Here is a 22,085-nt window from a genome sequence, read left to right as displayed (position 1 = left end):
AAGTATGCCGTTGGGGCGTGCATCGACGGCCGAGGCGCTCTAATGTCGATAACGACGTTCAGGCGGCGCCCGAAGGGGAGGGTCGAATGGCTACTGCAGTTCAGTCCGTCGAGGCAACGTGTTTCACGTCGCGGCCGGCGGCAGAGGCGTACTTGGGTGGTGTGTGCTTCAAACTGGGGCCACCGCAGCTGATCGGCGCGGAATTGGAGTGGCTGACCGCGCAACTGCCGGATTACGTGCGACCCGACCTCGCCGCTCTCGCCGAAGCTCTCGGGCCGCACACCCCCAGAACCATCGATCCTTCCTCTCCTGCTCAGCCCCTTCCCGGTGGCAGCGCCGTCACGGTCGAACCCGGCGGACAGATCGAACTGTCCAGCGCCCCCTATTACTCCGCACGCGAATTGTGCGACTATCTCGCCGCCGATCAGGCGGTTCTCGCGGAACTGTTGTCGTCCCGATCGATCCTCATGTCGTCCGAGGCCGCGGACACCCGACGGCCCGCGCAACGTCTCCTCCAATCGCCGCGGTACTGCGCCATGGAATCCCGCTTCACCGGCATCGGGCCCTTCGGGAAGCTGATGATGTGCAACACCGCCGCAACGCAGATCAGCGTGGACGCCGGGGCCGATCCGGTTGCCGTCGAGAAGCGGTGGCACCTGCTGCACGCGATCGGGCCGGCATTGATCTCGGCCTTCGCGTGTTCGCCGCGGCTCTACGGGGTACCCGACGGCCAGTGGGCGTCGCAGCGGATGCGAACGTGGCTCGAACTCGATTCGCCGCGCACCACCGGAACCCCACACATCGCGGACTATGCGGGGTGGGTGCTGGACGTGCCGTTGCTGTGTATCCGCAACGACGGCACGGACTGGACGGCGCCCGACGGTGCAACTTTCGCGGACTGGGTCGAGGGCGCACTGGACGACGTGATCGGCCGCCCGACGCCCGCCGACCTCGACTATCACCTCACCACCCTGTTTCCGCCCGTTCGTGCGGCCGGTCATCTCGAGGTGCGCTACCTCGACGCACAACCGGGCGACCAGTGGCGGGTACCCATCGCGGCGATCGACGCGCTGCTGTCGGGTCCGGGTGCCATGGCCGAGGCACTCGACGCGGCGCTACCCACCGCCGAACGCTGGCGGGACGCGGCCGAGTTCGGTCTGGCCGACCTCGAACTGCGCGCTGCGGCAACAGCTCTCCTGTCCCTGGCGGCGGCGTACTCACCCGATCCCGAATTCGTCAGACTGCTCGACGCCGCCGCCGAACGATGTTGCCGGGGCCAGGCCCCGAGCGAGGATCGCTGATGGGTACCCGCGAAAAGATCGAGACGGTGTTGACACGGGCGCGGGAGCGCACCGCCGGGTTGACGGACTGTGTGGACGGGGAGGACCTCGTCGCACAGCATTCCCCGTTGATGAGCCCGCTCGTGTGGGATCTCGCGCACATCGGCAATCAGGAAGAGTTGTGGCTCGTGCGGGACGTCGGGGGCCGGGAACCGGTCCGCCGCGACATCGACGAGTTGTACGACGCATTCAAACATTCGAGGAACTCCCGGCCGTCCCTGCCGCTGCTGACCCCGGACGAGGCCAGGGAATACGTGCGTACTGTCCGAGCCAAGGCGTGGGACGTGCTCGACGGCAGCACGTTCCGTGGCCGGCCGCTCGAGGAGAACGGATTCGCGTTCGGCATGATCGCGCAGCACGAGCAGCAGCATGCCGAAACGATGCTCGCCACCCATCAACTGCGCTCCGGTGCCGCAGTGCTGGCCGCGGAGAGCGCGCCGCGTGTCGGCGGGGCGATCGACGAGGACGAAGTGGTCATTCCCTCCGGCGAATTCACGATGGGAACGTCGGACGATCCGTGGGCACTCGACAACGAGAGATCCGCGCACCCCGCGCACGTTCCGGCGTTCGTGATCGACGCCGTCCCCGTCACCAACGGCCGCTACCTCGAGTTCATGGACGACGGTGGTTACGTGCGGCCCGAGTTGTGGAGTGAGCGGGGATGGGCGCACCGCCTCGAAGCGGGGTGGGATGCACCCCAGTTCTGGGATTACGACGGCTGCGGAACCTGGTGGCGCCGGAGGTTCGGGGTGACCGAGCCGATCCATCTCCAGGAACCGGTCGTGCACGTGAGCTTCTTCGAGGCCGAGGCGTTCGCACGCTGGGACGGCAAGAGGCTTCCGACCGAGGCCGAATGGGAGAAGGCCGCGCGGTGGGACCCGTTCACCGGCCGCTCGCGCCGATTCCCCTGGGGTGATGGCGAACCCGACTCCTCGTTGGCCAACCTCGGGCAGCGCCACCTCGGTCCCGCGGTGGTCGGGGCATACCCGTCGGGGGCGTCCCCGCTCGGCGTCCATCAGCTGATCGGTGACGTGTGGGAGTGGACGTCGTCGTCCTTCGAGCCCTATCCCGGTTTCTCGGCGTTCCCGTACCGCGAGTACTCGGAGGTGTTCTACGGCGGCGACTACCGCGTGCTGCGCGGCGGTTCGTTCGGTACCGATCCGGTGGCCTGCCGTGGGACGTTCCGCAACTGGGACCACCCGATCCGCAGACAGATCTTCTCCGGATTCCGCTGTGCCCGGAACCTTCCGGGGGACGACCGCTGAGATGTGCCGACACCTGGGCTATCTGGGGCCGGAACAGTCGGTGGGCGACCTCCTGGGGCGCGGCGAGAACTCGCTACTGTGCCAGTCCTACGCGCCACGCGACATGAGGGGCGGCGGAACCATCAACGCCGACGGATTCGGTGTGGGCTGGTGGGGAACGGACGGATTCTCCCGCTACCGCAGTGCTCAGCCGCTGTGGTCCGACCCCGCCGTGCGAGAGATGTTGCCGAACATCCGCTCCCGCGCCGTGGTCGCCGCCACGCGGTCGGCGACGGTCGGCATGCCCGTGCAGCACACGGCCTGTGCGCCGTTCTCCGACGAGACCTGGGCCTTCAGTCACAACGGGGTGGTGCGTGGGTGGCCCGAGTCGCTCGCGGGGCTCGGCGCGGAACTCCCCGTGCGCGATCTGCTGCAACTCGAGGCACCGACCGATTCGGCCGCGCTGTGGCTGCTCCTGCGCCGGGCGCTCGGTGAGCAGGACCCCGAGAAGGCGATGTGTTCACTTGTACAGGCCGTGGTCGCTGCGGCCCCGAACTCGCGAGTGAATCTGCTGCTGGGCAACGGCAGCGAACTGTGGGCCACCACCTGGCATCACTCGCTGTCGGCGCTCGTCGACGACGAGCGGGCCATCGTGATGTCCGAACCCTACGACGACAACCCCGCATGGCAATCGATTCCGGACCGTCACTTCGTCAGCGCACGCCCCGGACACCTGATCGTCACCCCGCTCGAGATGGGAGCACGATGACCACCACACCGACACTCGAGGTGTACCTGCAGCCCGAGCAGCTCAAGGCAGGTCTGCGCAAGGACGCCACCGTCGGGCTCACCTCGAACCCGAAATGGCTGCCTCCCAAATACTTCTACGACGCCCGCGGGAGCGAGCTGTTCGAGCAGATCACCGCGTTGCCCGAATACTTCCCGACGCGTACGGAACGGGAACTGCTCAGACGATATTCGGGAGAGATCGCCGAGGTCGCGGCGCCGGAGATTCTCGTGGAACTCGGATCCGGGTCGTCGGAGAAGACACGGCTCCTGCTGGACGCAGGCACCCGCCGCGGAAACCTCCATACGTACGTACCGCAGGACGTGTCGGTGTCCGCGCTCGAGGGCGCCGCGGGGCAGATCGGTGCGGAGTTCCCGAATCTGACCGTGCACGGCGTCGTCAGCGACTTCACCGAGTCGCTGCACCATCTTCCACGCGGTGGTCGCCGCACGATCGCGTTCCTCGGTGGCACCCTAGGAAACATGGTGCCCGCCGAGCGGGCGGAGTTCCTCTCCGGAATCGCCGACGTCCTCGAAGCGGGTGAGCACCTCCTCCTCGGTGTCGGACTGGTGATCGACCCCGCCGTCCTCGTTCCCGCGTACGACGACGCCGCCGGGGTGACAGCCCAGTTCAACCGCAACGTACTGCAGGTGCTCAACAGTCAGCTCGACGCCGACTTCCCGGTGGACGAGTTCCGGCACGTAGCGCTGTGGGACGCCGACAACGAGTGGATCGAGATGCGGCTCGAGGCCGAGCGTGCGATGTCGGTCCGCGTGGCCGAGCTGGATCTGGACGTCGAGTTCACCGCGGGTGAGCAGCTACGAACGGAGATCTCGGCCAAGTTCACCCTCGACGGCATCCGGCGGGAGTTGGCGGAGGCGGGATTCGACGTCGACCGCACCTGGACCGATCCCGACGACCGCTTCGCGCTGGTGTGCGCCGCGCGGAACTGACCGACAAGATCAACTTCGGGCACGATCGCGCCTATAGTGACCGTTCAGTGCGCAATCGACCCGAGGAGAACTTGTGCGTCATTCGAAGCTCGCTGTCCTCGCTCTCGCCACCACCGCCGCGATCGGCCTCCCTGCCGCACCGGTCTCCGCTCAGCCGCTGCCCCTCCCGTTCGACACGGGAAGCCTCGGCTCGGGTAGCGACGGCCCGGGAATACCCACGGAGGACACACTTCCGGCGCTGACGGTCACTCCGGTCCTCGACGGGCTCGACCATCCGTGGGATGCAGTGCAGGCTCCGGACGGCGCGGTCCTCACCGGCCAGCGGTCGGGCGGGTTCTTCGTCCGGCGTGCGGATGGAAGCACCGGGCCGGTCACCGCCGATCTCTCGGACCTGTACGCGCAGTCCGAAACCGGATTGATGGGTATCGCACTCGCGAGCAACTTTGCGCAGACACGCACCGTGTACACGTGCCAGGGATTCCAGGGCGGCGGTATCACCGACATCCGGATCCAGTCGTGGACCGTCGATGCCGGCTGGACGACGCTGACCCGCGGTGCCGCAATCCTGACCGGTATCCCCGTCAACGAGGGACGTCACGGCGGTTGCCGGATACTGACGGCCGCCGACGGCACCCTGTTCGTCGGCACCGGCGACACCGCGCAGCCGACCGTGTCACAGGATCCGAACTCGCTGGGCGGCAAGACTCTCCACATCAACACCGACGGCACGCCCGCCGCCGGAAATCCGGACCCGGCGAGTCCCGTTTACACACTGGGTCACCGGAACGCGCAGGGCCTCGCGCAACAGCCCGGAACGGGTCGCATCTACGCAGTGGATCAGGGAACGACACGGGACGACGAGGTGAACCTCCTGGTCGCGGGAGGCAACTACGGGTACAAGCCCGATCGGATCCCCGGCATCTACGACGAATCCGTGCCGATGACGGATCCCTCGCGCGTGCCCGGAGCCCTTGCTGCGGCGTGGAGTTCGGGCAGCACCACCCTGGCGACCGGAAGCGCCGCCTTCGTGACCGGCTCCGGATGGGGGCCGTGGGACGGCGCACTCGTCATGGGCGGCCTCAAGACGAAGCAATTGGTCTTCCTCCGTCTGGCCGCGGACGGGCAGTCGGCAACGGCGCAGACGTTCGGCCTGCAGAATCAGTACGGCCGCCTCCGGTCGGTCACCCCGACCGCCGACGGTTCGTTGCTCGTCACCACGGACAACGGTTCCGCCGACCAGGTTCTCCGCGTCACCCCGCAAGCCTGACCCACACGTCAGAACCACGAGAGGGTCCGGCAGGGGCCGCCGGATCCTCCTGCGTGGGTGGGGGCGCCGACCATGACGGTTGCGCCGGACGGTGGCACCTGCGACAGGTTGGCGAGGGCCTCCACCGCGTACTTTCCGGCACCGAGCGCCGCGAGGTGCGCTCCGTACGTGGTGCTACGCCCCGCGTCGACACTGAGGGTGTCCGATCCCAATGCGACGATGTCGCGTTCCCGGACGAGGAACTCGACGGCGTCCGGGTCGAATCCGGGTGTGTGCTGCACACCCGTGACGTCTTGATTGGTGAACGTCGCGGGCCGTGCGGCGCGGCTGTCCCATTCGGAATTCATCGCGACCATGCAGCGGTCGGGGAGCGGGCCGTGATCGGACTCCCAATCGAGGAGGTCCTGCCGGGTGAGGAGCGTGTCGTTGTCGGCTCGCGCCCGCACCGAGATGTCCACGACGACGAGGGGCACCACCAGGTCGTGGGGCGGAATCTGGTCGACGGTGAGGCCGTTGACGCTCGCATGTGCCGGCGCGTCGACGTGAGTGCCGGTGTGCTCGTCGTAGCGAAGTTCATTTTTGTAGAACACGCTGGGATCGCCGATTCCGACGGAGCCGAGCGGGGTCGGAGCGTCACCGATCCGCACCACCGGCCGCATCGCGAACTGCTGAGCGCCGGGCCACACGGGAAAGCCGGGGGTGAGCACGTGGGTGAGATCGACGATCGACGCCCCCGCTGTCGGGGCAGCCGATGCCGTCGCCGGCGCGGCCGCCGCCGCCAATGCCGCCGCGCCCACGGCTCCGAACAGCGACCGTCGACTCATCGGGGCACCGCGCTTCTCGATGGTTCCGTAGACGTGAGTCATGATGCGGGGCGAGCACATACGCGGCTCCTTCGCTGGTCGGTCGCGGTTCGCTACATCATAGGGTTCGCCGAACCGGTATCCCGGAGTGCGCACGCGCGACGTAGTCGATCGATACAGTCGAAGGGCCGGAACACGATTCCACGACGTGACGAAGGGTTGACCATGGCAACGAGGAACAGACGTCTCGGCACGATCGTCGGCACCTGCGCCGCAGCGGTGGCGCTCACCTCCGCGTCGGCCGGCGTCGCTGCCGCCGTACCGGATCCGGTGTCGGTGACCACGACGGCATTCCAGGTCCCGTTCACCGGGGTCATCGGCGACCCGTTCCCCTTCGCCACTGTCTCACTCGCCGCATCCACCGGCGCGAGTCCGGGACCGGGCGTCGCGCGGCTGTCCGCCACCAGCATGTGCCCGGCGTTCACCCCGGGAGCGAATTGCACGACGTACACCTCCGCCACCGTGGTGCGGTGGCTCAATCTCAGCACGGGAGCGGCCGGAACGATGACCGTTCCGTCGGGCAGTTTCGGAGTGCCAGGGAAGGATCCGGTGGTCGACGTGCCCACGGGATCGGGGCACGTGACGGCGACCGTCCTCGGCGAATCCTCGGCCACGATCGTTCCGGGCCTGGGGTACTTCTTCGTCCCCTGAGCAGTTCTCCCCGGCCACTCCTTCCCCGACGAACGGGACGCTCGTTGCGTCAGATCGAACGAGCGTCCCGTTGGTTCAGCGGGACAGTTGCTTCCGGATCTCCTCGGCCGCGCGTGCTCCGGAGGAGATCGCTCCGTCGATGTAGCCGTTCCAGATGCTCGCGGTCTCCGAGCCCGCCCAGTGGATGTGGTCCGCGGGAGCACGCCAGCCGTCGTGTCCGTGCGCGAACCACGTTCCGGGGGTGGGGCTCGCCGCGTACCCTCCTCGGGCCCACCGGTCCTGCGGCCAGATCTTCTCGGTGTAGTCGACCGGTGACGCGGCGCGGTCGCCGAAGAGTTCGACGAGAGTGTCGATGATCGCTGCTCGGCGGTCGTCGTCGGAGAGCGCCGACCAGGACCGCTGGCGGTCACCGTAGACGAAGCACACGAGCACACCGTGTCCGGCATCTTCGGGGGAGTTGTCGAACACGACTCCGACGGCGCGGGCGCCGTAGATGGTCGCCTGGCCGGACAGTCCGTCGGCGCGCCAGAACGGGGTGTCGAAGACGGCGTGCACCTTCGCCACGTCGCCCATCGGGCTGCGTTCGACCCATCGTGTGCGCGAGACCGGCAGCGGGGGAGCGAACGTGACCCGCTGGGTGGCCGACGGCGGCAGCGCCATGACGACGGTGTCGGCGAGAATCGTTCCCCGGCTGGTCTCGATCCGAACACCGTCGGTGGTGCGCTCGATGTGGCGCACAGCCGTATTCAGATGGACCCGGTCGCCGAGATGATGTGCGACGGCCAGCGCGGTGGACTGTGCGCCGTCCCGGAATCGGCGCTCCTGCGCGCAGCCCTCGGTTTCCATCAGCTGGTCGAATCCGCCGGCGGATGCGACGTAGAACAGCAGATGGAACAGCGACAGATCGCGCGGCTCGATCGACCACACCCCCTCGACGGCGAGCGCGAGTCGCCGACGGGCGTCTTCGTTCGCGACGGTCCGCTCGAAGTAGGAGTGGACGGTTTCGCTGTCCCGCTTCTCGATGTCCGGGGTGGCCGTGGGGTCGTCGAGGTCGATGGTCCTCGCGAGTTCGTCGATGCGATCGGCGGCAGCCAGGTATTCGGGCATGCCGGGGCCGTCGTCGGGACCGGCGCCGGTGTAGCGCCGCTGCACACCGTCGGGCCAGAGTTCGATGTGCTCGCCTGTGTTGTACGTCGGGAAGGTGGGGCAGTCGAAGCGCTCGGCGAGGGCGAGCAGATGCTTCTGGGTGGGGCCGACCCATTGTCCGCCGTGGTCGACGACGACACCGTGGCTTCTCCGTTCGGAGCACACCCTTCCGCCGACTCGTTCGGATCCCTCGAGAATCACGGTGTCGATGCCGTCGTCGTGCAGCGAGAGTGCGGCGGACAGGCCTGCGTACCCCGCGCCGACCACAACGGTCCGAACGCGGGGCGGTAGGGCAGTCGGGTGATCCTTCGTGTTCGTCATGCCCAGCATCCTGTTCTTGATTGGCTCGCCAGTCAATACTCAATTCTGGTTTCCTGCGCGAGGATTCGAGGGTTGACACGATGTGACGCGTGCCACAGACTATTGATAACTGGCCCGCCAATCAGAAATGGGGATCGCGTGGACGACTCATTCGAACAGGAACTCGAGAGGCGATTGCTCCTCCTGGAATCCCCCGGCGGAGGCGGGATGATCCTGCCCGACCTTCCGTGGCGGGACGTCGCGGCGGCGATCGCCGGGATCGTCGCCACGATCTCCGTCATGCTGTGGTGGGGGTACTGATGCCGGACGGGCAGCGGCAGGACAGCGCCACGGCAATGGGAAGTGCGGGCGGAACCGGCGACGACGGCACGGACGCCACGCTGAACGAACTGCCACTGATGCCGGCGGAGCGGATCTGGGGTTTCTGGGACTACTCGGCCGTCAACATCGGCCTGGCCGTGGCCACCTGGGCGTTTCTGCAGGGCGCGGCCGTCGCGTACTACGTCGGCGCGGTACAGGCGATCGCGAGCATCGTCATCGGCTACGCGATCAGCGTCTTCCTCGTCTCGCTCGCGCCGTGCCTGCCGTCGGCGAAGTACGGCATCGAGCAGTTCGTCGGACTGCGAAGCGTGTTCGGCAGCAACGGCGCCCGAATCGTGATGGTCGTGATGTCCACGCTCTTCGCGGCGGCGTGGTCGGCAGTTCTGGCCATCATGTTCGGGCACGGCCTGGTCAACGTCATCGACAACGTCTTCGGGGTCGAGATCTCCCAGACCGGTGCGGCAGTGAGCCTGCTGGGGCTGGTGGCGGTGGCCCTGTCCTGGCTCGTCCTCGCCCGGGGGCCGGTCTCGGTCGAGTCGGTGTGCCGGGTGATCGCACCCGTCCTCGTCCTCATCATCGTCGGAATTCTCGTCATGGTGTTCACCAAGCGATCCTGGTCCGAATTGGCCAGTCTGCCACCGCTCGACCCGGAGAGCGATCCGCACACCAGTTTCATGGTCGCGATCGAACTGAACATCGCCGGCGGGTTCGCGTGGTGGCCGAATATCGGAAACCTCGCCCGGCTCACCCGTGATCCGCGTGCGGCGTTCTGGCCGAACTGGCTCGGACTCTTCGCCGCGTCCGTGGCCGCGGCCGTCGTCGGTGTGTTCGCAGCGCTGGCGCTGAACCTCGAGGATCCCACCGAGTGGATGATCCCGCTCGCGGGAGTCGTGCTGGGCGTCCTGGCCCTGATCGTCATCGGTTTTGCCAACGTCACCGCCATCCTCTCCCAGGGATACGCCTCCATGGTGGCGCTCAAAGGCGGCGGCGGGAAGCTACTCCGCGGAACGCCCTGGCCGGTGCTGGTGGCATTCATCCTCGGACCCGCGGCGATCCTCGTCTTCTTCCCCTCGGCCGTCTACGACAACTACGGTCGATTCCTGTCCTGGGGTGCGATCCTCGTGGCACCGCTGTGCGCCGTGCAGATAGTCGACTTCTTCCTGCTGCGTAGAGGTGTTCTGCGGATCCGCGACCTGTACCTGCCCAGTGCCCGCTCTTGCTACGGGTACTGGGGCGGTGTCAACGCCTTCGCGTTCGCCTCCGTGGCGGCCGGCGCGGCGACGTACGCTCTGCTGCTCAATCCGGTCACCTACATTCCATCCTCGCTCTTTCCGTACACCACCGCCTCGATTCCGGCGTTCCTCGTCGCCGGCACGCTCCATGCCGTGTTGACCAAGATGTTCGTGCAGCCGCTCGGACTCGGCGGCTACGACCGCCTGCCGCGGGTCGCAGCCGGTGTCGATAGGTGAAAGATATGACGTCACAGCTCTTTCCCCACCTGTTCTCCCCGCTTCGCATCGGGAACGTGACGCTCGCGAACCGCGTCGTGTCCTCCGGGCACGACACCGTGCTCGTGCAGCAGGGGAACGTGACCGACGAATTGGTCGCCTACCACGAAGCCCGCGCCGCCGGTGGTGTCGGCATGATCGTGGTCCAGGTTGCCGGTGTTCACGAGACCGCCCGCTACACGTCCCACGTGCTGATGGCGACGGACGACGACTGTATCCCGGGCTACCGGCGCATCGCCGACGCCTGTCACCGCCACGACTGCGTCGTCGTCGGGCAGATCTTCCATCCCGGCCGGGAGATCCTGGAGTCGCAGGACGGGTCCACTCCGGTCGCGCTGGCACCGTCCGCGGTGCCGAGCGAACGCTTCCACGTGATGCCGAGAGCGATGACGGCGGGCGAGATCGACGCGGTCGTGCAGGGGTACGGCGACGCTGCACGTCGACTGCAGCGCGCCGGACTCGACGGCGTCGAGATCGTCGCGAGCCACGGCTATCTACCCGCGCAGTTCCTCAATCCGCGCACCAACCTCCGCGTCGACCAGTACGGCGGGTCGGCGGAGAATCGCTTGCGGTTCCTGCGTGCGGCGCTCGCATCCGTCCGTGCGGCGGTCGGCCGCGACTTCGTGGTCGGGATGCGGATTTCCGGCGATGAGATGGGCAGCGACGGACTGCGGCCGGACGAATCACAGGCGGTGTGCGCGTCGCTGGACGCGGACGGACTGTTCGATTACGTCAGTGTGTGCGCCGGGAGTTCGTCGAGTCTGTCGGGCGCGGTACACATCGCCGCCCCGATGACCGAGTCCGCCGCCTACACTGCCCCGCTGGCGGCGGCCGTCAAATCCGTGGTCCGGGTTCCGGTGATCGTGGCGGGCCGGATCAATCAGCCCCACGAGGGCGACGCGGTGATCGCGCAGGGGCAGGCCGACGCGTGCGCGATGACACGCGCCCTCATCTGCGACCCCGCGATGCCGGCGAAAGCCGAACGCAACGACGTCGATTCGATTCGCGCGTGCATCGGCTGCAATCAGGCGTGCATGGGGCATTTTCAGCGAGGGTGCGCGATCTCGTGCATCCAGCATCCGGAGACCGGTCGAGAGCTGCGCTTCGGGGCTCTGCGGATCACGCGCCGGCCGAAGAGCGTCATGGTGATCGGCGGCGGACCGGGTGGGCTGAAAGCGGCCGCGGTGGCCGCGGAACGTGGGCACCGGGTGACCCTGTACGAGGCGGCGTCCCGGGTGGGAGGCCAGGTGCTGCTGGCCGAACTGCTCCCGGGCAGGAGCGAGTTCGGTGGCGCCGTCACCAACCTGGAGGGTGAGGCGCGCCGGGCCGGCGTGCGGTTCGTGACCGGGACGACGGTCGATCCCGGACTGGTCAGGTCGGAGCAACCAGACGAGCTGATCGTCGCGACCGGCGCGCGGCCGTTCCGGCCAGAGATCGAGACCCTCGACGAGCCGCACGTGGTGGAGGCGTGGGACGTGATCCGCGGGCGCACACTCCCCGCAGGCAGGGTCCTCGTCGCCGATTGGCGCGGCGATTGGATCGGGCTGGGTGTCGCGAACCACCTCGCCCGGCTGGGCCACCGCGTCACGCTCGCGGTCACCGGATACGCTGCGGGCGAACACCTCCAGCAGTACGTGCGGAACGCGATGGTGGCCGCGGCGGTGGAGGCGAAGGTCGAGATCCTTCCCAACGTCCGGCTGCGCGGTGCGGACGACGACACGGCCTATCTGCAGCACACGCTCACCGAGCGGCCGGTGCTGGTCGACGGTGTCAGTGCAGTGGTACTCGCCCAGGGACATGCGTCGGTCACCGACCTGCTGGAGGTCGACGGGTTTCCGCGGGAGCGGATCCATGCCGTCGGCGACTGCCTGTCGCCGCGCACCGTGGAAGAAGCTGTGCTGGAAGGGCTCACCGTCGCATCGGCGCTCTGACGGCTACTTCGCGGTGCGTTTGGCGGCGGTCGACGCGACCCGGTGCTTGTCGACGGTGATGGCGTCGATGAAGTCGTCGCACACGGCCCGCATCCGCGTCGGAGTCATCAGGGTGGAGCCGGTGAGCACCTGGATCGCGAGGCCGTCGAGAAGACCGAGGAGCATGTCGGTGGCGGCCCCGGGATCCTTCACCCGCAGAGCCCCCTGTTCGACGCCTGCCTCGACGGTCTCCCGGACCACCCCGCGCCACTCTCCGTACACCGTGTCGTTGAGCTCCTGGAGTTCGACGTTGCCGAGTGCGGAGGCCCACAGCTCCACCCACACCCGCCAGGCCGTGATCGTCTCCGGTCCGGCGGGCAGGTACGACTCCACGAGCCGGTGGAGCCGCACGAGCGGAACGTCGCTCTTCTCCATGATCCATCGCCGTCGTTCCAGCGAGTGCTCGAAGTTGAACTGGAACGCCGCATGCAGCAGCGCATCCTTGGAGTCGAAGTAGTAGTGGATCGTCCCGTTGCTCACCCCGGCCCGCGCCGCGACGTCGGCGATCCGGACGGCGCGGAAGCCGAGTTCGGCGATGGCTTCACACGTCGCTTGAAGGATCTGTTCTCGACGTTCCGCTTCAACGCTGGGGCGTGGCATCGCGCTCTCAACTCCTTGGATGTGACGTTTCGTCTACAGAGACCGTAGTCGAGAGTTCGGCCGAACCAGCGTAGCCGTCACACCTGCTGCGTTGCCCTGCTGTTCTCGCGGATGTGCAGGAGAGTCGGGCGGTCCGCGTCGAACGCCGCCGTGATCGCGTCCGTCAACTCCCCGGTGGACTCGACGGTCCGTCCGTGACAACCCATCGCCCGCGCCACGGCGGGGAAGTCGATGCCGCCGAGCGCGACCGAGTGGACGGTGTCGCCGCGGTCCGCCATCTCGTTGCGGATCTCACCGTAGCCGCCGTTGTCGACGACGACGATCGGCAGCGGCAGTCGGAGTTGCGCGGCCGTCGCGAGCTCGGGAAGCGTGAACATCACCCCGCCGTCGCCGAGAATCGCCAGGACCCGGGCGCCCGGGTCGGCCACGGACGCGCCGATCGCCGCGGGCAGACCGTATCCCAGCGTTCCCTGTCCCGTCGGGTACAGGAATCCGCCGGGGCGGTGCACGGTGAGGTTCGACAGTGCACCGTAATAGCAGGCCATCGTGCTGTCCCCGGCGATCACCGTGGATTCGTCGACGGCCGGTGCGATGGCGGCCATCATGTCCAGCCACGGAGCGCCTTCGGCGGCGGCATCGGCATGCAGCCCCTGTCGGAGCGACGCAGCCCGCTCGTGGGCGCCGGAATCCTCGCGCATCTTCGTGACGTCGAGCAGTTGCAACACCGTGGTCCCGGCATCACCCAGCAGGCGGATGGCGGGATCGGCGTTCGTGGTCATCGACGTGGGGTCGACATCGATGCGAATCAGCTTGTCATCCAGTTCGACCGGGCCGTACCAGAAATCGGAGGGTGCAAATTCCGTGCCGATCGCGAGAACACAATCGGCGGTCTCGAGCACCGCGCGGACCGATGGATGGTGAACGCCGGCTCCCACCGACAGCGGGTGGTCCTCGTCGAGGACTCCCTTCCCGTTGGTCGTCGTGATGACGGGCGCGGACAGACGTTCGGCGAGGGCACGAACCTGCGGGGCCGCCGAGCGGGCCCCGCCGCCCACGACCAGCACGGGAGACTGCGAGGCGGCGAGACGCTGCGCCGCGTCGGTCACCGCGTGCGGGGGAGCGGCGAGCGGAGCGGACTCGACCGGCGCGACGATCCGCACGTCCGCTTCCGCGTCGAGGATGTCGACCGGGATCTCGATGTGCACCGGTCGCGGTCTGCCCGAGCGCATGGCGGCGAAGGCGTAGGCGATCGCGCGGGGGATCTCGGCGACGCTGGTCACCCGGTGGCTGTAGGACACGATCGCCTCGAGCGCGGCCTGCTGATTCTTCACCTCGTGGAGGTAGCCGTTTCCCCTCCCCGGATGGGTGAGCGGCAGGGCCGGTGAGATGAAGAGAACCGGAACCGAATCCGACCACGCCTGCGCCGCTGCGGCAGCGGCATTGAGGATGGCGGGGCCGGTGGTGGTCAGGCACACGCCGGGTTTGCCCGTCACGCGGGCATATCCGTCGGCGGCGTAACCGGCCCCCTGCTCGTGCCGGGTCAGGACGGAGCGGATCGGCGAGTCGGCCAACGCGGCGTAGACGGCGAGGTTGTGGGTGCCCGGAATTCCGAAGACCGTGTCGACTCCGTGTGCGGCGAGAGCCGCGACGAGTGCCCGGCCGCCGTTCTGGCTTGTCATCGATGCCCTCCCATGGGCTGTGCAGTGTTCGTGTGCGGATGGTGCGCGGGTACCGGACGGGTGCGGGGCGAAGGCGTGTCTCCGCCCCGCACCCGTAGGAGTCAGTCCAGGTTCCGGGAAATGACGAGCTTCATGATGTCGGACGTGCCTTCCTCGATCTCCTCCAGTTTCACGTCGCGCATCCACTGCTCGACGGGGTACTCGCGGGAATAGCCCCAACCGCCGAGCGTCTGCACCGCGGCGTGCGTGACGAACATGGCGGTCTCGGACGCCGTCAGTTTCGCCATGGCGGCGATGCCCCGGGCGTTGCCGCCGCTGTCGATGATGCGGGCGGCGTGATGGACCAGCAGCCGGGCGGATTCGATCCGCGTCGCCATGTCTGCCAGCCGGAAGGCGACGGCCTGATGCTCGATGATCGGCACCCCGAACTGCTTCCGTGTCTTGGCGTAGTCGAGGGCGTACTCGTAGGCGGCGCGGGCGGCGCCGACGGCGGCCGCGCCGAGCACGACCCGCGAGATGTCGAATGTGCCCATCAGACCGTAGAAGCCCTGTCCTTCCTCGCCGAGACGATTCTCCTCGGGGACGAACACGTTGTCGAAGAAGATCTCCCGGCACACGATGGCGCGCTGGCCCATCTTCTTCATCGGCTCACCGAACGTCATTCCCTCGGCGCCCTTCTCGAGGAGGAACGCGGAGACGCCGCCGGACCGCTGGGTGCGGTCGGTTTTCGCGAACACGACGTAGAACCGGGCGGCGCCGGCGTTGGAGATCCACGCCTTCTGCCCGCCCAGCCGGTAGCCGCCGTCGACGCGCTCGGCCGTGGTGACGATCGACGCCGCATCCGAGCCGGATCCCGGCTCGGTGGTGGCCAGCGAGGTCATCGGGGCGTTCGGTCCGGTGAGGGGGCCGAGCCACTGCGTCTTCTGCTCCTCGGTGCCGAGGACCATGATCGGATCGGAGAAGAAGCCGTTGGAGCACACGAGGTTTCCGATGCCGGGGTCACCCCAGCACAATTCCTCCTGCACCAGGCACTGGGTGAAGACGTCGCTCATGCCGCCTCCGCCGAACTCCTCGGGGATCATGAAATCGGTGATGCCCACCGCGGCGGCCTTGGCGAAGATGTCGACGGGCGTCACGACATCCGCCTCGTCGACCTCCCGGCCGCGCGGCCGGATCTCCTTCTGCGCGAAGTCCCGGCACAGCTCGATGATCTGCTTCTGCTCGTCGGTCAGGGGCCAGGCGGGGATGTTGGTGGTGGTCATGTCGCGGTTCCTTCGCTTCGAATATGGTTGTGTCGGTGCGGGACTGTGGACTCTGGGGTGTGTGGGGTACGACGGGTCAGCGCTGCACCGCCGTCAGCTCGGTGAACTCCTCGACGCCGAACCGGCCGAGCTCCCGGCCCAGGCCGGAGGACTTCCAGCCTCCGAACGGGGCCTCGGGGTTGAACGGGGCGCCGTTGATGTCGACCTGGCCGGTGTCCATCCGGGCCGCGACGCTCAGGGCCCGTTCCGGGTCGGCCGACCACACGGCGCCGCCGAGCCCGTAGTCGCTGTCGTTGGCGAGCCGGATCGCGTCCTCGTCGCCGTCGTGCGGGAGGACGACCAGCACCGGCCCGAAGATCTCGTCGCGCACGATCGGGTCGTGCGGTCCGACGTCGGCGAGCACGGTCGGTCGCAGGTAGTGGCCCGTCTCGAGGCCTGCAGGGACGCCGGACCCTCCCGCCGCCAGGCGGGCCCCGCCGGCGACCGCCGCGTCGACCGCCTCCGCGATCGATCGTCGCCGCGCAGCCGAGATCACCGGGCCGAGCTGCGTCGAGCGGTCCCGGGGATCGCCCACCCGCAACGTGTCGGCGTGGTCGGCGGCGAGTTCGACCGCCTCCGCGTAGCGTGCACGCGGCACGAGGAGGCGAGTCCACGCGCTGCACGTCTGACCCGAGTTGAGCATGGCGGCATCGACGGTTGCGGTGACCGCTGCCGGCAGCGGGGCATCGCCCAGCACCACGGAGGCCGACTTGCCGCCGAGTTCCAGGCACGCGCGTGTGAGGGATTCGGCGGCGGCGTGTGCGACGCCCCTGCCGACGGCGGTGGAGCCGGTGAAGGACACCACGTCGACCCCGGGATGTGCGGCCAGTGCGGCCCCCACCGTGCGACCGCTGCCCGGAACCAGGTTCAGGACCCCCGCCGGAACGCCGGCATCGAGTGCGGCGTCGGCGAACAGGTAGGTGGACAGCGGGGTGAGCTCGGCCGGCTTGACGACGGTGGTGCATCCCGCCGCGAGGGCTGCTCCCACCTTGGCCGCGAGCTGGTAGAAGGGGTAGTTCCACGGCGTGATGCACGCGACGACACCCGCCGGGCGGCGCAGCAGCAGCGTCCGGCCCAGCCGTTCCCGGAAGGGAAGGTCCCTGGCCAGCCGCGCATACGATGCGAGGATCTCGATACCGAGGTCGATGTGCGCTTCCTCGGCCACGGTCACCGGGGCTCCCACTTCCGCGACGGTGGTGTCCACGAGGAGTTGCCTCCGCGCGCGCAGTTGGGTGCACAAATCGTCGAGAACATCCGCGCGATCCTCGGGAAGGCTCGCACCCCAGGCTGTTCCGGCGGAGCGTGCCGCCGCGACGGCCGCGTCGACGTGGGCGGCACCGGCCGACCCGGACCGGCCGATCACGGACTCGGTGGCCGGGTCGTGCACCTCCGTGCACTCGGTGACGGGAATCCAGTCCCCGCCGACGAGGATCGAGTCGCGTTCCCAGGCAGTGTGAATCGTGGTGGTCATCGGGCCGCCGCTCGCGAATCCGTGTACACGGACTTGCCGAGCCACTGACCGCCGTCGGTGACGAGGACCTCTCCGGTGACGTAGCCCGAGCGGTCGCTGAGCAGGAAGGCCGCCGATTCGGCAACCTCTTCCGGCGTCGTGAACCGAGCGGCCGGGACGCTCGACAGCACTCGGGCGCGGTCCTGTTCGGTGGGCCACAGTGCCGCCCCGGCACCTTCGGTTTCGGTCGGTCCCGGTGCGATGCAGTTGATCCGGACGCCGCGGCCACCCCACTCCACGGCCAGGGTGCGCGTCATCGCGACGACACCCGCCTTGGCCGCCGCACTGTGGACGGTGCCGGGATGACCGTGCCACGCGTAGCTGGCGATGGTGTTGAGGATGGTGCCGCGACCGGTCGCCAGCATGTGGCGGCCTGCAGCGCGGGTGCAGTAGAACGTGCCGTTCAGGACGATGTCCACCACAGCCTTCCACCCGCCCGGCGAGAGGTCCTCGCTGGGAACCACGAAGTTGCCTGCGGCGTTGTTGACGAGGGCGTCGAGGCGGCCGTAGCGATCGACCACCCCGTCGATCGCCGCGTCCACGGCGTCGGAATCCCGCACGTCGCACACCACGGCCTCGGCTTTGCCGCCGACGCGCTCGGCCGCCCGGACGGTGTCCTCGAGCGCGTGCTGCCTGCGGCCGAAGACGACGACGGTGCCGCCCGCGGCCGCCCACCGCATCGCGACGGCGCGTCCGATGCCGGAGCCGCCACCCGTGACGACGGCGACGCGGTCGCGGAATTCGTCGGCGGTGTTCGGGACGAGGACGGGGGAGTGGGTCTCGGTCATCGCATGGTTCTCCTGTGCTGTCTCGGGATGTGGACTCACGGGGCGGGTGTCGGTTCGGCGGCCACGACGAGCCCGTCGACGGTGAGCGCTCCGTCCGGGGCGACGCGGACCGGATTCAACTCGATCTCGGCGATGTCGGGCCGTTCCGCGATCAACCGGGACACCCGCGTGACCACGTCGACCAGGCCGTCGACGGACACCGCGGGGCGTCCCCGCCATCCGCGGAGAAGCGGCATGCACCGAAGGTTTTCGAGCATCGCGAGGGCGTCCTCAGGTCCGACGGGGGCCGATTCGAGACCGATGTCCTGGAGCACTTCGGTTTCGGTGCCGCCTGCGCCCACCACGATCACCGGACCGAGGTCGGGATCACGGCGTGCGCCGACCAGGATCTCCACGGTGCCCGCCCGGGTGTCCTGCTCCTCGAGCACGTAGTCACCGTCGCCGAGCCGGGCATGCATGTCCTGGAAGGTGCGCGCCAGTTGTTCGGGACCGTCGATGCCGACCACGACCCCGCCCGCCTCGCTCTTGTGCTCGAGCCAGCTCGCCTTGAGGACGAACGGGGCCCGCAGACGGCCGGCCAGTGCGACCGCCTCCTCGTGGGTGCGTACGACCCCGCCGTCGGGGAAGGTGACACCGAGTTCGGTGAGAAGTTCACGCGCGGCCCAGTAGCCGGACCGGAGCATGTCCTGCGGAACAGGCTCGGAGAGAGGGTAATTCGACGGCTGCGGCGGTCGCAGGCGGGACAGCCCGGACAGGGCGCGGACCGCGGAATCGACCGTGTCGAACACGGGGACGCCGTGCCGCCGCAATGCCTGCGCGGTGCTCGATTCCGGAGCCATGGTGTGGACGACGACGGGCTTGCCCGTCGCCGCGGATGCCCGGCCGATCCGTTCGGCCACGGCCGCTTCGCGTTCGGCGAGACTGGGAGCGTCCCGCGCGTAGCAGCCGAAGTACCCGGTCAGCACCACGGCGTCCGACTCGTCGGCACGGAGAAGGTGTTCGACGACGCTCGCGTAACTTCCCAGATCCTGCTCGCCGGCGCCGGCGAGGTCTACCGGGTTGTTGCTGGCCGCGCCCGTCGGTAGTTGCAGTGCAATGGATTCGGCGAGCCCGGGTGAGAAGTCGGGAACGGTCAATGCGCTCGCACTCGTCACGTCCGCGGCGATCGCGCACTGCCCGCCGCTGTCGCCGACGATGGCGACGCGGTTGCCGGCGGGAACGGTGGTGGAGAGGAATGCCCGGGCGACGGTGATCAACTCGTCGGGGGTGCTCACGCGGAGTACGCCTGCCGCGCGGCACGCGGCGTCGACGACGTCCATGGCAGAGGTGAGAGAGCCGGTGTGGGAACGCGCCAGGCGGGTGCTCGCGGCGCTGGCGCCGACCGTCAGCAGCAGGGTCGGTCGTCCGGTGTCGCGCAGGGCGCGCAACGTCCGGAACAGGGATTCACCGTCGCTGAAGCTTTCGAGGTACAGGGCGATCACGCGCGTCGGGTCGTGGCTGCCGAGATCGGCGAGCAGTTCGGCGGCGGTGACGTCGGACTGGTTACCGATGGAGACGAACCGGGAGACGCCCACGCCGTACCGGGCGCCGAGCGCGGCGAGTTCGGAGCCGAGTTGGCCGCTCTGCGAGATGACGGCGAGCGGCCCGGGTGTGAACCGTCCCCACGCCAGGGAGAGGTCGGTGGCGCTGTCGTAGATGCCGAGACTGTTGGTGCCGACGAGTCGTGCTCCGGCACTGCGGATCCGGGCCGCGAGTTCGGCTTCGCCGGGAACTCCTGCGGTGACGCCGAGGAAACCGCGGACGCCGAGTGCGAGGGCCTCGTCCACCACGTCCGAGACGAACGGCGCCGGCACGCAGAGGGCGACGAGGTCGGGGACCTCGGGGAGGGCGGACAGGTTCGGATGGCATGGATGTTCGAGGAGGGTGTCGGTTCTCCTGTTGACCAGATGGACTCGGCGGCGGTGCTCGCCGGTCAGGGCGCCGCTCGCCAGCCAATAGCCCCACTTCGCGGGATCGGCGGAGGCGCCGACGACGGCTACCGAGGCAGGGTCGGAGAACACGCTCAGTTGTGTGACGGACTCGGCCACCACAGTGGTCATAGGGGACTCTCCTCGATCTCGCGTTGCTGTCGATCGGAAAATAGATAACTGGCGCATCAGTCAATTTAGATTGTGGCGGCACTCACAGGGGCTGTCAACCCATCTCGCTCCGTCGCGGCGGGGTGCCGTCCGGGGGTGGCGCGCTCTTGACATCGAGTGTGATCGCCCTCACGATGATTCATAACTGGCCCACCAGCCAACTATTCGACACCCTCTGTCCCGTCATCCGCGAGGAGCGTTCATGAAGACTGTGCATGATGGATCGACCACGGAGGACACGATGATGTCCTCGGCGGGAATCACCGACGCCGAGGCCGGTCAGCTGCCGCGCGGAATCCTCCCGACGTGGGCAGTGTTCGGCGTGTCGCTCGGCATTCTGGCGCCCGCGTCCACGCTGGCCCTCGCGATCGGTGTCGTCGTCACGATTGCCGGCAACCTCAGCTGGATCACCTGGGCCGTGACCTCAATCCTGGTCCTCGGGTTCGCCGGCGGCATCGGCTGGCTGGCCAAACGCTTCACCACCACCGGAGGAACGTACGGACTCGCGGCCCGCGCGGCAGGGAAGCCCGCCGGATTCTTCGTCATGGTCACCCACCTCGCGTCGTCACTCGTCGCGGGACCCGCGTGCGTGATCGGCTCGGCGATCTACCTCGACGCCTTCCTGCAGAAGGTGGGTCTGCCCGCGAGCACGTGGACACTCGGCATCTGCGCCGGGGCCGTCGCGGTCGCGGTGACCGCCCTGAACCTTCGTGAGGTGAAGCTGTCCGCGAAGCTGCTGCTGGTGATCGAATTCTTCACGGTGGCAGTGATCGTCGTGCTCCTGATCGTGGTCCTCGCGAAGTCGGACACCGGTCCGATCGACAGCAGGCAGTTCGACTTCCACGGGTTCAGTGCCACAGCGATTCTCGCGACCGCAGGATTCTCCGTGTTCTCCCTCGCCGGATTCGACCACGCCGCCACCCTGGGCCGCGAGGCGCGCCATCCCAAGCGGGCCATCAGCTTCGCCGTCATCGGATCGGTCCTGGCCTGCGGGGTGCTCTACATCGTCGCCACCTACATCATCGTGCTCGGCTTCCGCGGGTTGCCGATCGAGAACATGAACGCACCCCTCGACACCCTGGCGGAGCACAACGGCGTCGGGTGGCTCGGCTATCTGATCGACATCGGTGTCGCCATCAGCTTCTTCGGGTCGACTCTCGGCGTCATGGCAGGCACCAGCCGGACGGTGTACACCCTGGCCCGCGACGGTCTGCTGCCCGCTCGCCTCGGCAAGGTCAGCGCCCGCCACGGCACCCCCGCCGGTGCGGTGACGACCCTCGGCGCCATCTATCTGGTGGCGGGGCTCCTCGGCGTGGTCGTGACCGCGGCGGAGACGTCGTACGGCCTGCTCGGGACGTACGCCGGCTACATGCTGATCGCCGCCTACGGACTCACCGCGCTGGCGGCCGGCTACTGCGCGGTCCGGTCGCGGTCGCTGCGCCTGGGCATCGGACTCGCGACCGTCCTCGCCGCGATCGGGTCCGTGCTGGTGTACTGGTACAGCTTCAACCCGTTCCCGTCCGGAGCACGAGGTGTGGTCGCGTGGATCTTCTTCGCGACCGTGCTCGGCTACGTCGCCCTGTACTGCTACCTGCGGCTCCGCAAGCCGCTCGTCTTCGCGCGGATCGGTGAATCCGACCGGAGGACGACCCTCGAGGTCGATGCGGACGAGCAGGCGGGCGCGGTGCGCTGACGGTC

At 68.4% G+C, this 22,085-nt stretch carries 18 protein-coding genes; 10 read left to right on the top strand and 8 right to left on the bottom strand.

What is annotated here, in order from left to right; all coding sequences use genetic code 11:
- The first annotated feature begins 86 nt into the window (after positions 1-86).
- The 5 genes from egtA (at position 87) to WKC72_RS32000 (ending at position 5,591) form a co-directional block, all read left to right on the top strand.
- Positions 87-1,301, top strand: coding sequence for an ergothioneine biosynthesis glutamate--cysteine ligase EgtA (gene egtA, locus WKC72_RS32020; RefSeq protein ID WP_370180796.1), 1,215 nt, complete (start codon positions 87-89; stop codon positions 1,299-1,301).
- Positions 1,301-2,605: an ergothioneine biosynthesis protein EgtB gene (egtB, locus tag WKC72_RS32015; protein ID WP_370180795.1), complete on the top strand. Its 1,305-nt coding sequence runs from the start codon at positions 1,301-1,303 to the stop codon at positions 2,603-2,605. Before egtA ends, egtB begins: the two co-directional genes overlap by 1 nt.
- A 1-nt stretch (position 2,606) precedes the next feature.
- Positions 2,607-3,353, top strand: coding sequence for an ergothioneine biosynthesis protein EgtC (egtC, locus tag WKC72_RS32010; RefSeq protein WP_370180794.1), 747 nt, complete (start codon positions 2,607-2,609; stop codon positions 3,351-3,353).
- Positions 3,350-4,324, top strand: a complete 975-nt coding sequence (gene egtD, locus WKC72_RS32005) for an L-histidine N(alpha)-methyltransferase (protein ID WP_370180793.1) — start codon at positions 3,350-3,352, stop codon at positions 4,322-4,324. Before egtC ends, egtD begins: the two co-directional genes overlap by 4 nt.
- A gap of 73 nt (positions 4,325-4,397) precedes the next feature.
- The gene (locus WKC72_RS32000) at positions 4,398-5,591 is read left to right on the top strand and encodes a sorbosone dehydrogenase family protein (protein ID WP_370180792.1); all 1,194 of its coding nucleotides are present in this window, start codon (positions 4,398-4,400) and stop codon (positions 5,589-5,591) included.
- Between the two features lie 8 nt (positions 5,592-5,599).
- On the opposite strand, the gene WKC72_RS31995 is transcribed toward WKC72_RS32000, so the two are convergent.
- Positions 5,600-6,475 carry a cyclase family protein gene (locus WKC72_RS31995; protein ID WP_370180791.1) on the bottom strand — a complete coding sequence of 292 codons (876 nt, stop codon included), beginning with the start codon at positions 6,473-6,475 and terminating at the stop codon, positions 5,600-5,602.
- 144 nt (positions 6,476-6,619) lie between these two features.
- Here WKC72_RS31995 and WKC72_RS31990 point away from each other — a divergent pair, with 144 nt between their 5' ends.
- The gene (locus WKC72_RS31990; protein ID WP_370180790.1) at positions 6,620-7,105 is read left to right on the top strand and encodes a hypothetical protein; all 486 of its coding nucleotides are present in this window, start codon (positions 6,620-6,622) and stop codon (positions 7,103-7,105) included.
- Between the two features lie 75 nt (positions 7,106-7,180).
- Here the strand turns inward: WKC72_RS31990 and WKC72_RS31985 are convergent, their stop codons facing one another.
- Complete coding sequence (locus WKC72_RS31985; RefSeq protein WP_370184598.1) at positions 7,181-8,581, bottom strand: flavin monoamine oxidase family protein; 1,401 nt, start codon at positions 8,579-8,581, stop codon at positions 7,181-7,183.
- 129 nt (positions 8,582-8,710) lie between these two features.
- Here WKC72_RS31985 and WKC72_RS31980 point away from each other — a divergent pair, with 129 nt between their 5' ends.
- Genes WKC72_RS31980 through WKC72_RS31970 form a run of 3 tightly spaced genes read left to right on the top strand, consistent with a single transcriptional unit; the run spans position 8,711 to position 12,332 of the window.
- Positions 8,711-8,872 (top strand): hypothetical protein, encoded by a 162-nt coding sequence (locus WKC72_RS31980; protein WP_268791148.1) that lies wholly within the window; start codon positions 8,711-8,713, stop codon positions 8,870-8,872.
- Positions 8,872-10,362 carry a cytosine permease gene (locus tag WKC72_RS31975; protein WP_370180789.1) on the top strand — a complete coding sequence of 497 codons (1,491 nt, stop codon included), beginning with the start codon at positions 8,872-8,874 and terminating at the stop codon, positions 10,360-10,362. Before WKC72_RS31980 ends, WKC72_RS31975 begins: the two co-directional genes overlap by 1 nt.
- Positions 10,363-10,367: 5 nt before the next feature.
- On the top strand, positions 10,368-12,332 hold the full coding sequence (locus WKC72_RS31970) for an FAD-dependent oxidoreductase (protein ID WP_370180788.1): 1,965 nt from the start codon (positions 10,368-10,370) through the stop codon (positions 12,330-12,332).
- Positions 12,333-12,335: 3 nt separating this feature from the next.
- On the opposite strand, the gene WKC72_RS31965 is transcribed toward WKC72_RS31970, so the two are convergent.
- From WKC72_RS31965 to WKC72_RS31940, 6 genes are all read right to left on the bottom strand, one after another.
- Positions 12,336-12,971: a TetR/AcrR family transcriptional regulator gene (locus WKC72_RS31965; RefSeq protein WP_037243902.1), complete on the bottom strand. Its 636-nt coding sequence runs from the start codon at positions 12,969-12,971 to the stop codon at positions 12,336-12,338.
- 77 nt (positions 12,972-13,048) lie between these two features.
- Positions 13,049-14,650 carry a thiamine pyrophosphate-binding protein gene (locus WKC72_RS31960; protein ID WP_112300489.1) on the bottom strand — a complete coding sequence of 534 codons (1,602 nt, stop codon included), beginning with the start codon at positions 14,648-14,650 and terminating at the stop codon, positions 13,049-13,051.
- 101 nt (positions 14,651-14,751) lie between these two features.
- The gene (locus tag WKC72_RS31955; protein ID WP_370180787.1) at positions 14,752-15,912 is read right to left on the bottom strand and encodes an acyl-CoA dehydrogenase family protein; all 1,161 of its coding nucleotides are present in this window, start codon (positions 15,910-15,912) and stop codon (positions 14,752-14,754) included.
- Positions 15,913-15,988: 76 nt separating this feature from the next.
- Positions 15,989-17,422 (bottom strand): aldehyde dehydrogenase family protein, encoded by a 1,434-nt coding sequence (locus WKC72_RS31950; protein WP_370180786.1) that lies wholly within the window; start codon positions 17,420-17,422, stop codon positions 15,989-15,991.
- The gene (locus tag WKC72_RS31945) at positions 17,419-18,249 is read right to left on the bottom strand and encodes an SDR family oxidoreductase (RefSeq protein ID WP_370180785.1); all 831 of its coding nucleotides are present in this window, start codon (positions 18,247-18,249) and stop codon (positions 17,419-17,421) included. Before WKC72_RS31945 ends, WKC72_RS31950 begins: the two co-directional genes overlap by 4 nt.
- A gap of 35 nt (positions 18,250-18,284) precedes the next feature.
- The gene (locus WKC72_RS31940) at positions 18,285-20,348 is read right to left on the bottom strand and encodes an acetate--CoA ligase family protein (protein ID WP_370180784.1); all 2,064 of its coding nucleotides are present in this window, start codon (positions 20,346-20,348) and stop codon (positions 18,285-18,287) included.
- Positions 20,349-20,589: 241 nt separating this feature from the next.
- On the opposite strand from WKC72_RS31940, the gene WKC72_RS31935 reads away from it, so the two are divergent.
- On the top strand, positions 20,590-22,080 hold the full coding sequence (locus WKC72_RS31935) for an APC family permease (protein ID WP_370180783.1): 1,491 nt from the start codon (positions 20,590-20,592) through the stop codon (positions 22,078-22,080).
- The last annotated feature ends 5 nt before the right edge of the window (positions 22,081-22,085 follow it).

The sequence above is a fragment of the Rhodococcus wratislaviensis genome (assembly GCF_041228765.1).
Classification (GTDB): Bacteria; Actinomycetota; Actinomycetes; order Mycobacteriales; family Mycobacteriaceae; genus Rhodococcus_F; species Rhodococcus_F wratislaviensis.
Note: the sequence above shows the minus strand (reverse complement) of the source record. Positions and strands in the feature narration are given on the sequence as shown.

Excerpts from the sequence above, each read along its gene's own strand:
- WKC72_RS31950 (WP_370180786.1), bottom strand. The coding sequence starts at position 17,422 with ATGACCACCACGATTCACACTGCCTGGGAACGCGACTCGATCCTCGTC.
- WKC72_RS31935 (WP_370180783.1), top strand. The coding sequence starts at position 20,590 with ATGAAGACTGTGCATGATGGATCGACCACGGAGGACACGATGATGTCC.
- WKC72_RS31970 (WP_370180788.1), top strand. The coding sequence starts at position 10,368 with ATGACGTCACAGCTCTTTCCCCACCTGTTCTCCCCGCTTCGCATCGGG.
- WKC72_RS31940 (WP_370180784.1), bottom strand. The coding sequence starts at position 20,348 with ATGACCACTGTGGTGGCCGAGTCCGTCACACAACTGAGCGTGTTCTCC.
- WKC72_RS31965 (WP_037243902.1), bottom strand. The coding sequence starts at position 12,971 with ATGCCACGCCCCAGCGTTGAAGCGGAACGTCGAGAACAGATCCTTCAA.
- egtD (WP_370180793.1), top strand. The coding sequence starts at position 3,350 with ATGACCACCACACCGACACTCGAGGTGTACCTGCAGCCCGAGCAGCTC.
- WKC72_RS31990 (WP_370180790.1), top strand. The coding sequence starts at position 6,620 with ATGGCAACGAGGAACAGACGTCTCGGCACGATCGTCGGCACCTGCGCC.
- WKC72_RS31985 (WP_370184598.1), bottom strand. The coding sequence starts at position 8,581 with ATGCTGGGCATGACGAACACGAAGGATCACCCGACTGCCCTACCGCCC.
- WKC72_RS31945 (WP_370180785.1), bottom strand. The coding sequence starts at position 18,249 with ATGACCGAGACCCACTCCCCCGTCCTCGTCCCGAACACCGCCGACGAA.
- WKC72_RS31960 (WP_112300489.1), bottom strand. The coding sequence starts at position 14,650 with ATGACAAGCCAGAACGGCGGCCGGGCACTCGTCGCGGCTCTCGCCGCA.
- WKC72_RS31955 (WP_370180787.1), bottom strand. The coding sequence starts at position 15,912 with ATGACCACCACCAACATCCCCGCCTGGCCCCTGACCGACGAGCAGAAG.
- egtB (WP_370180795.1), top strand. The coding sequence starts at position 1,301 with ATGGGTACCCGCGAAAAGATCGAGACGGTGTTGACACGGGCGCGGGAG.
- WKC72_RS31995 (WP_370180791.1), bottom strand. The coding sequence starts at position 6,475 with ATGTGCTCGCCCCGCATCATGACTCACGTCTACGGAACCATCGAGAAG.
- egtC (WP_370180794.1), top strand. The coding sequence starts at position 2,607 with ATGTGCCGACACCTGGGCTATCTGGGGCCGGAACAGTCGGTGGGCGAC.
- WKC72_RS31975 (WP_370180789.1), top strand. The coding sequence starts at position 8,872 with ATGCCGGACGGGCAGCGGCAGGACAGCGCCACGGCAATGGGAAGTGCG.
- egtA (WP_370180796.1), top strand. The coding sequence starts at position 87 with ATGGCTACTGCAGTTCAGTCCGTCGAGGCAACGTGTTTCACGTCGCGG.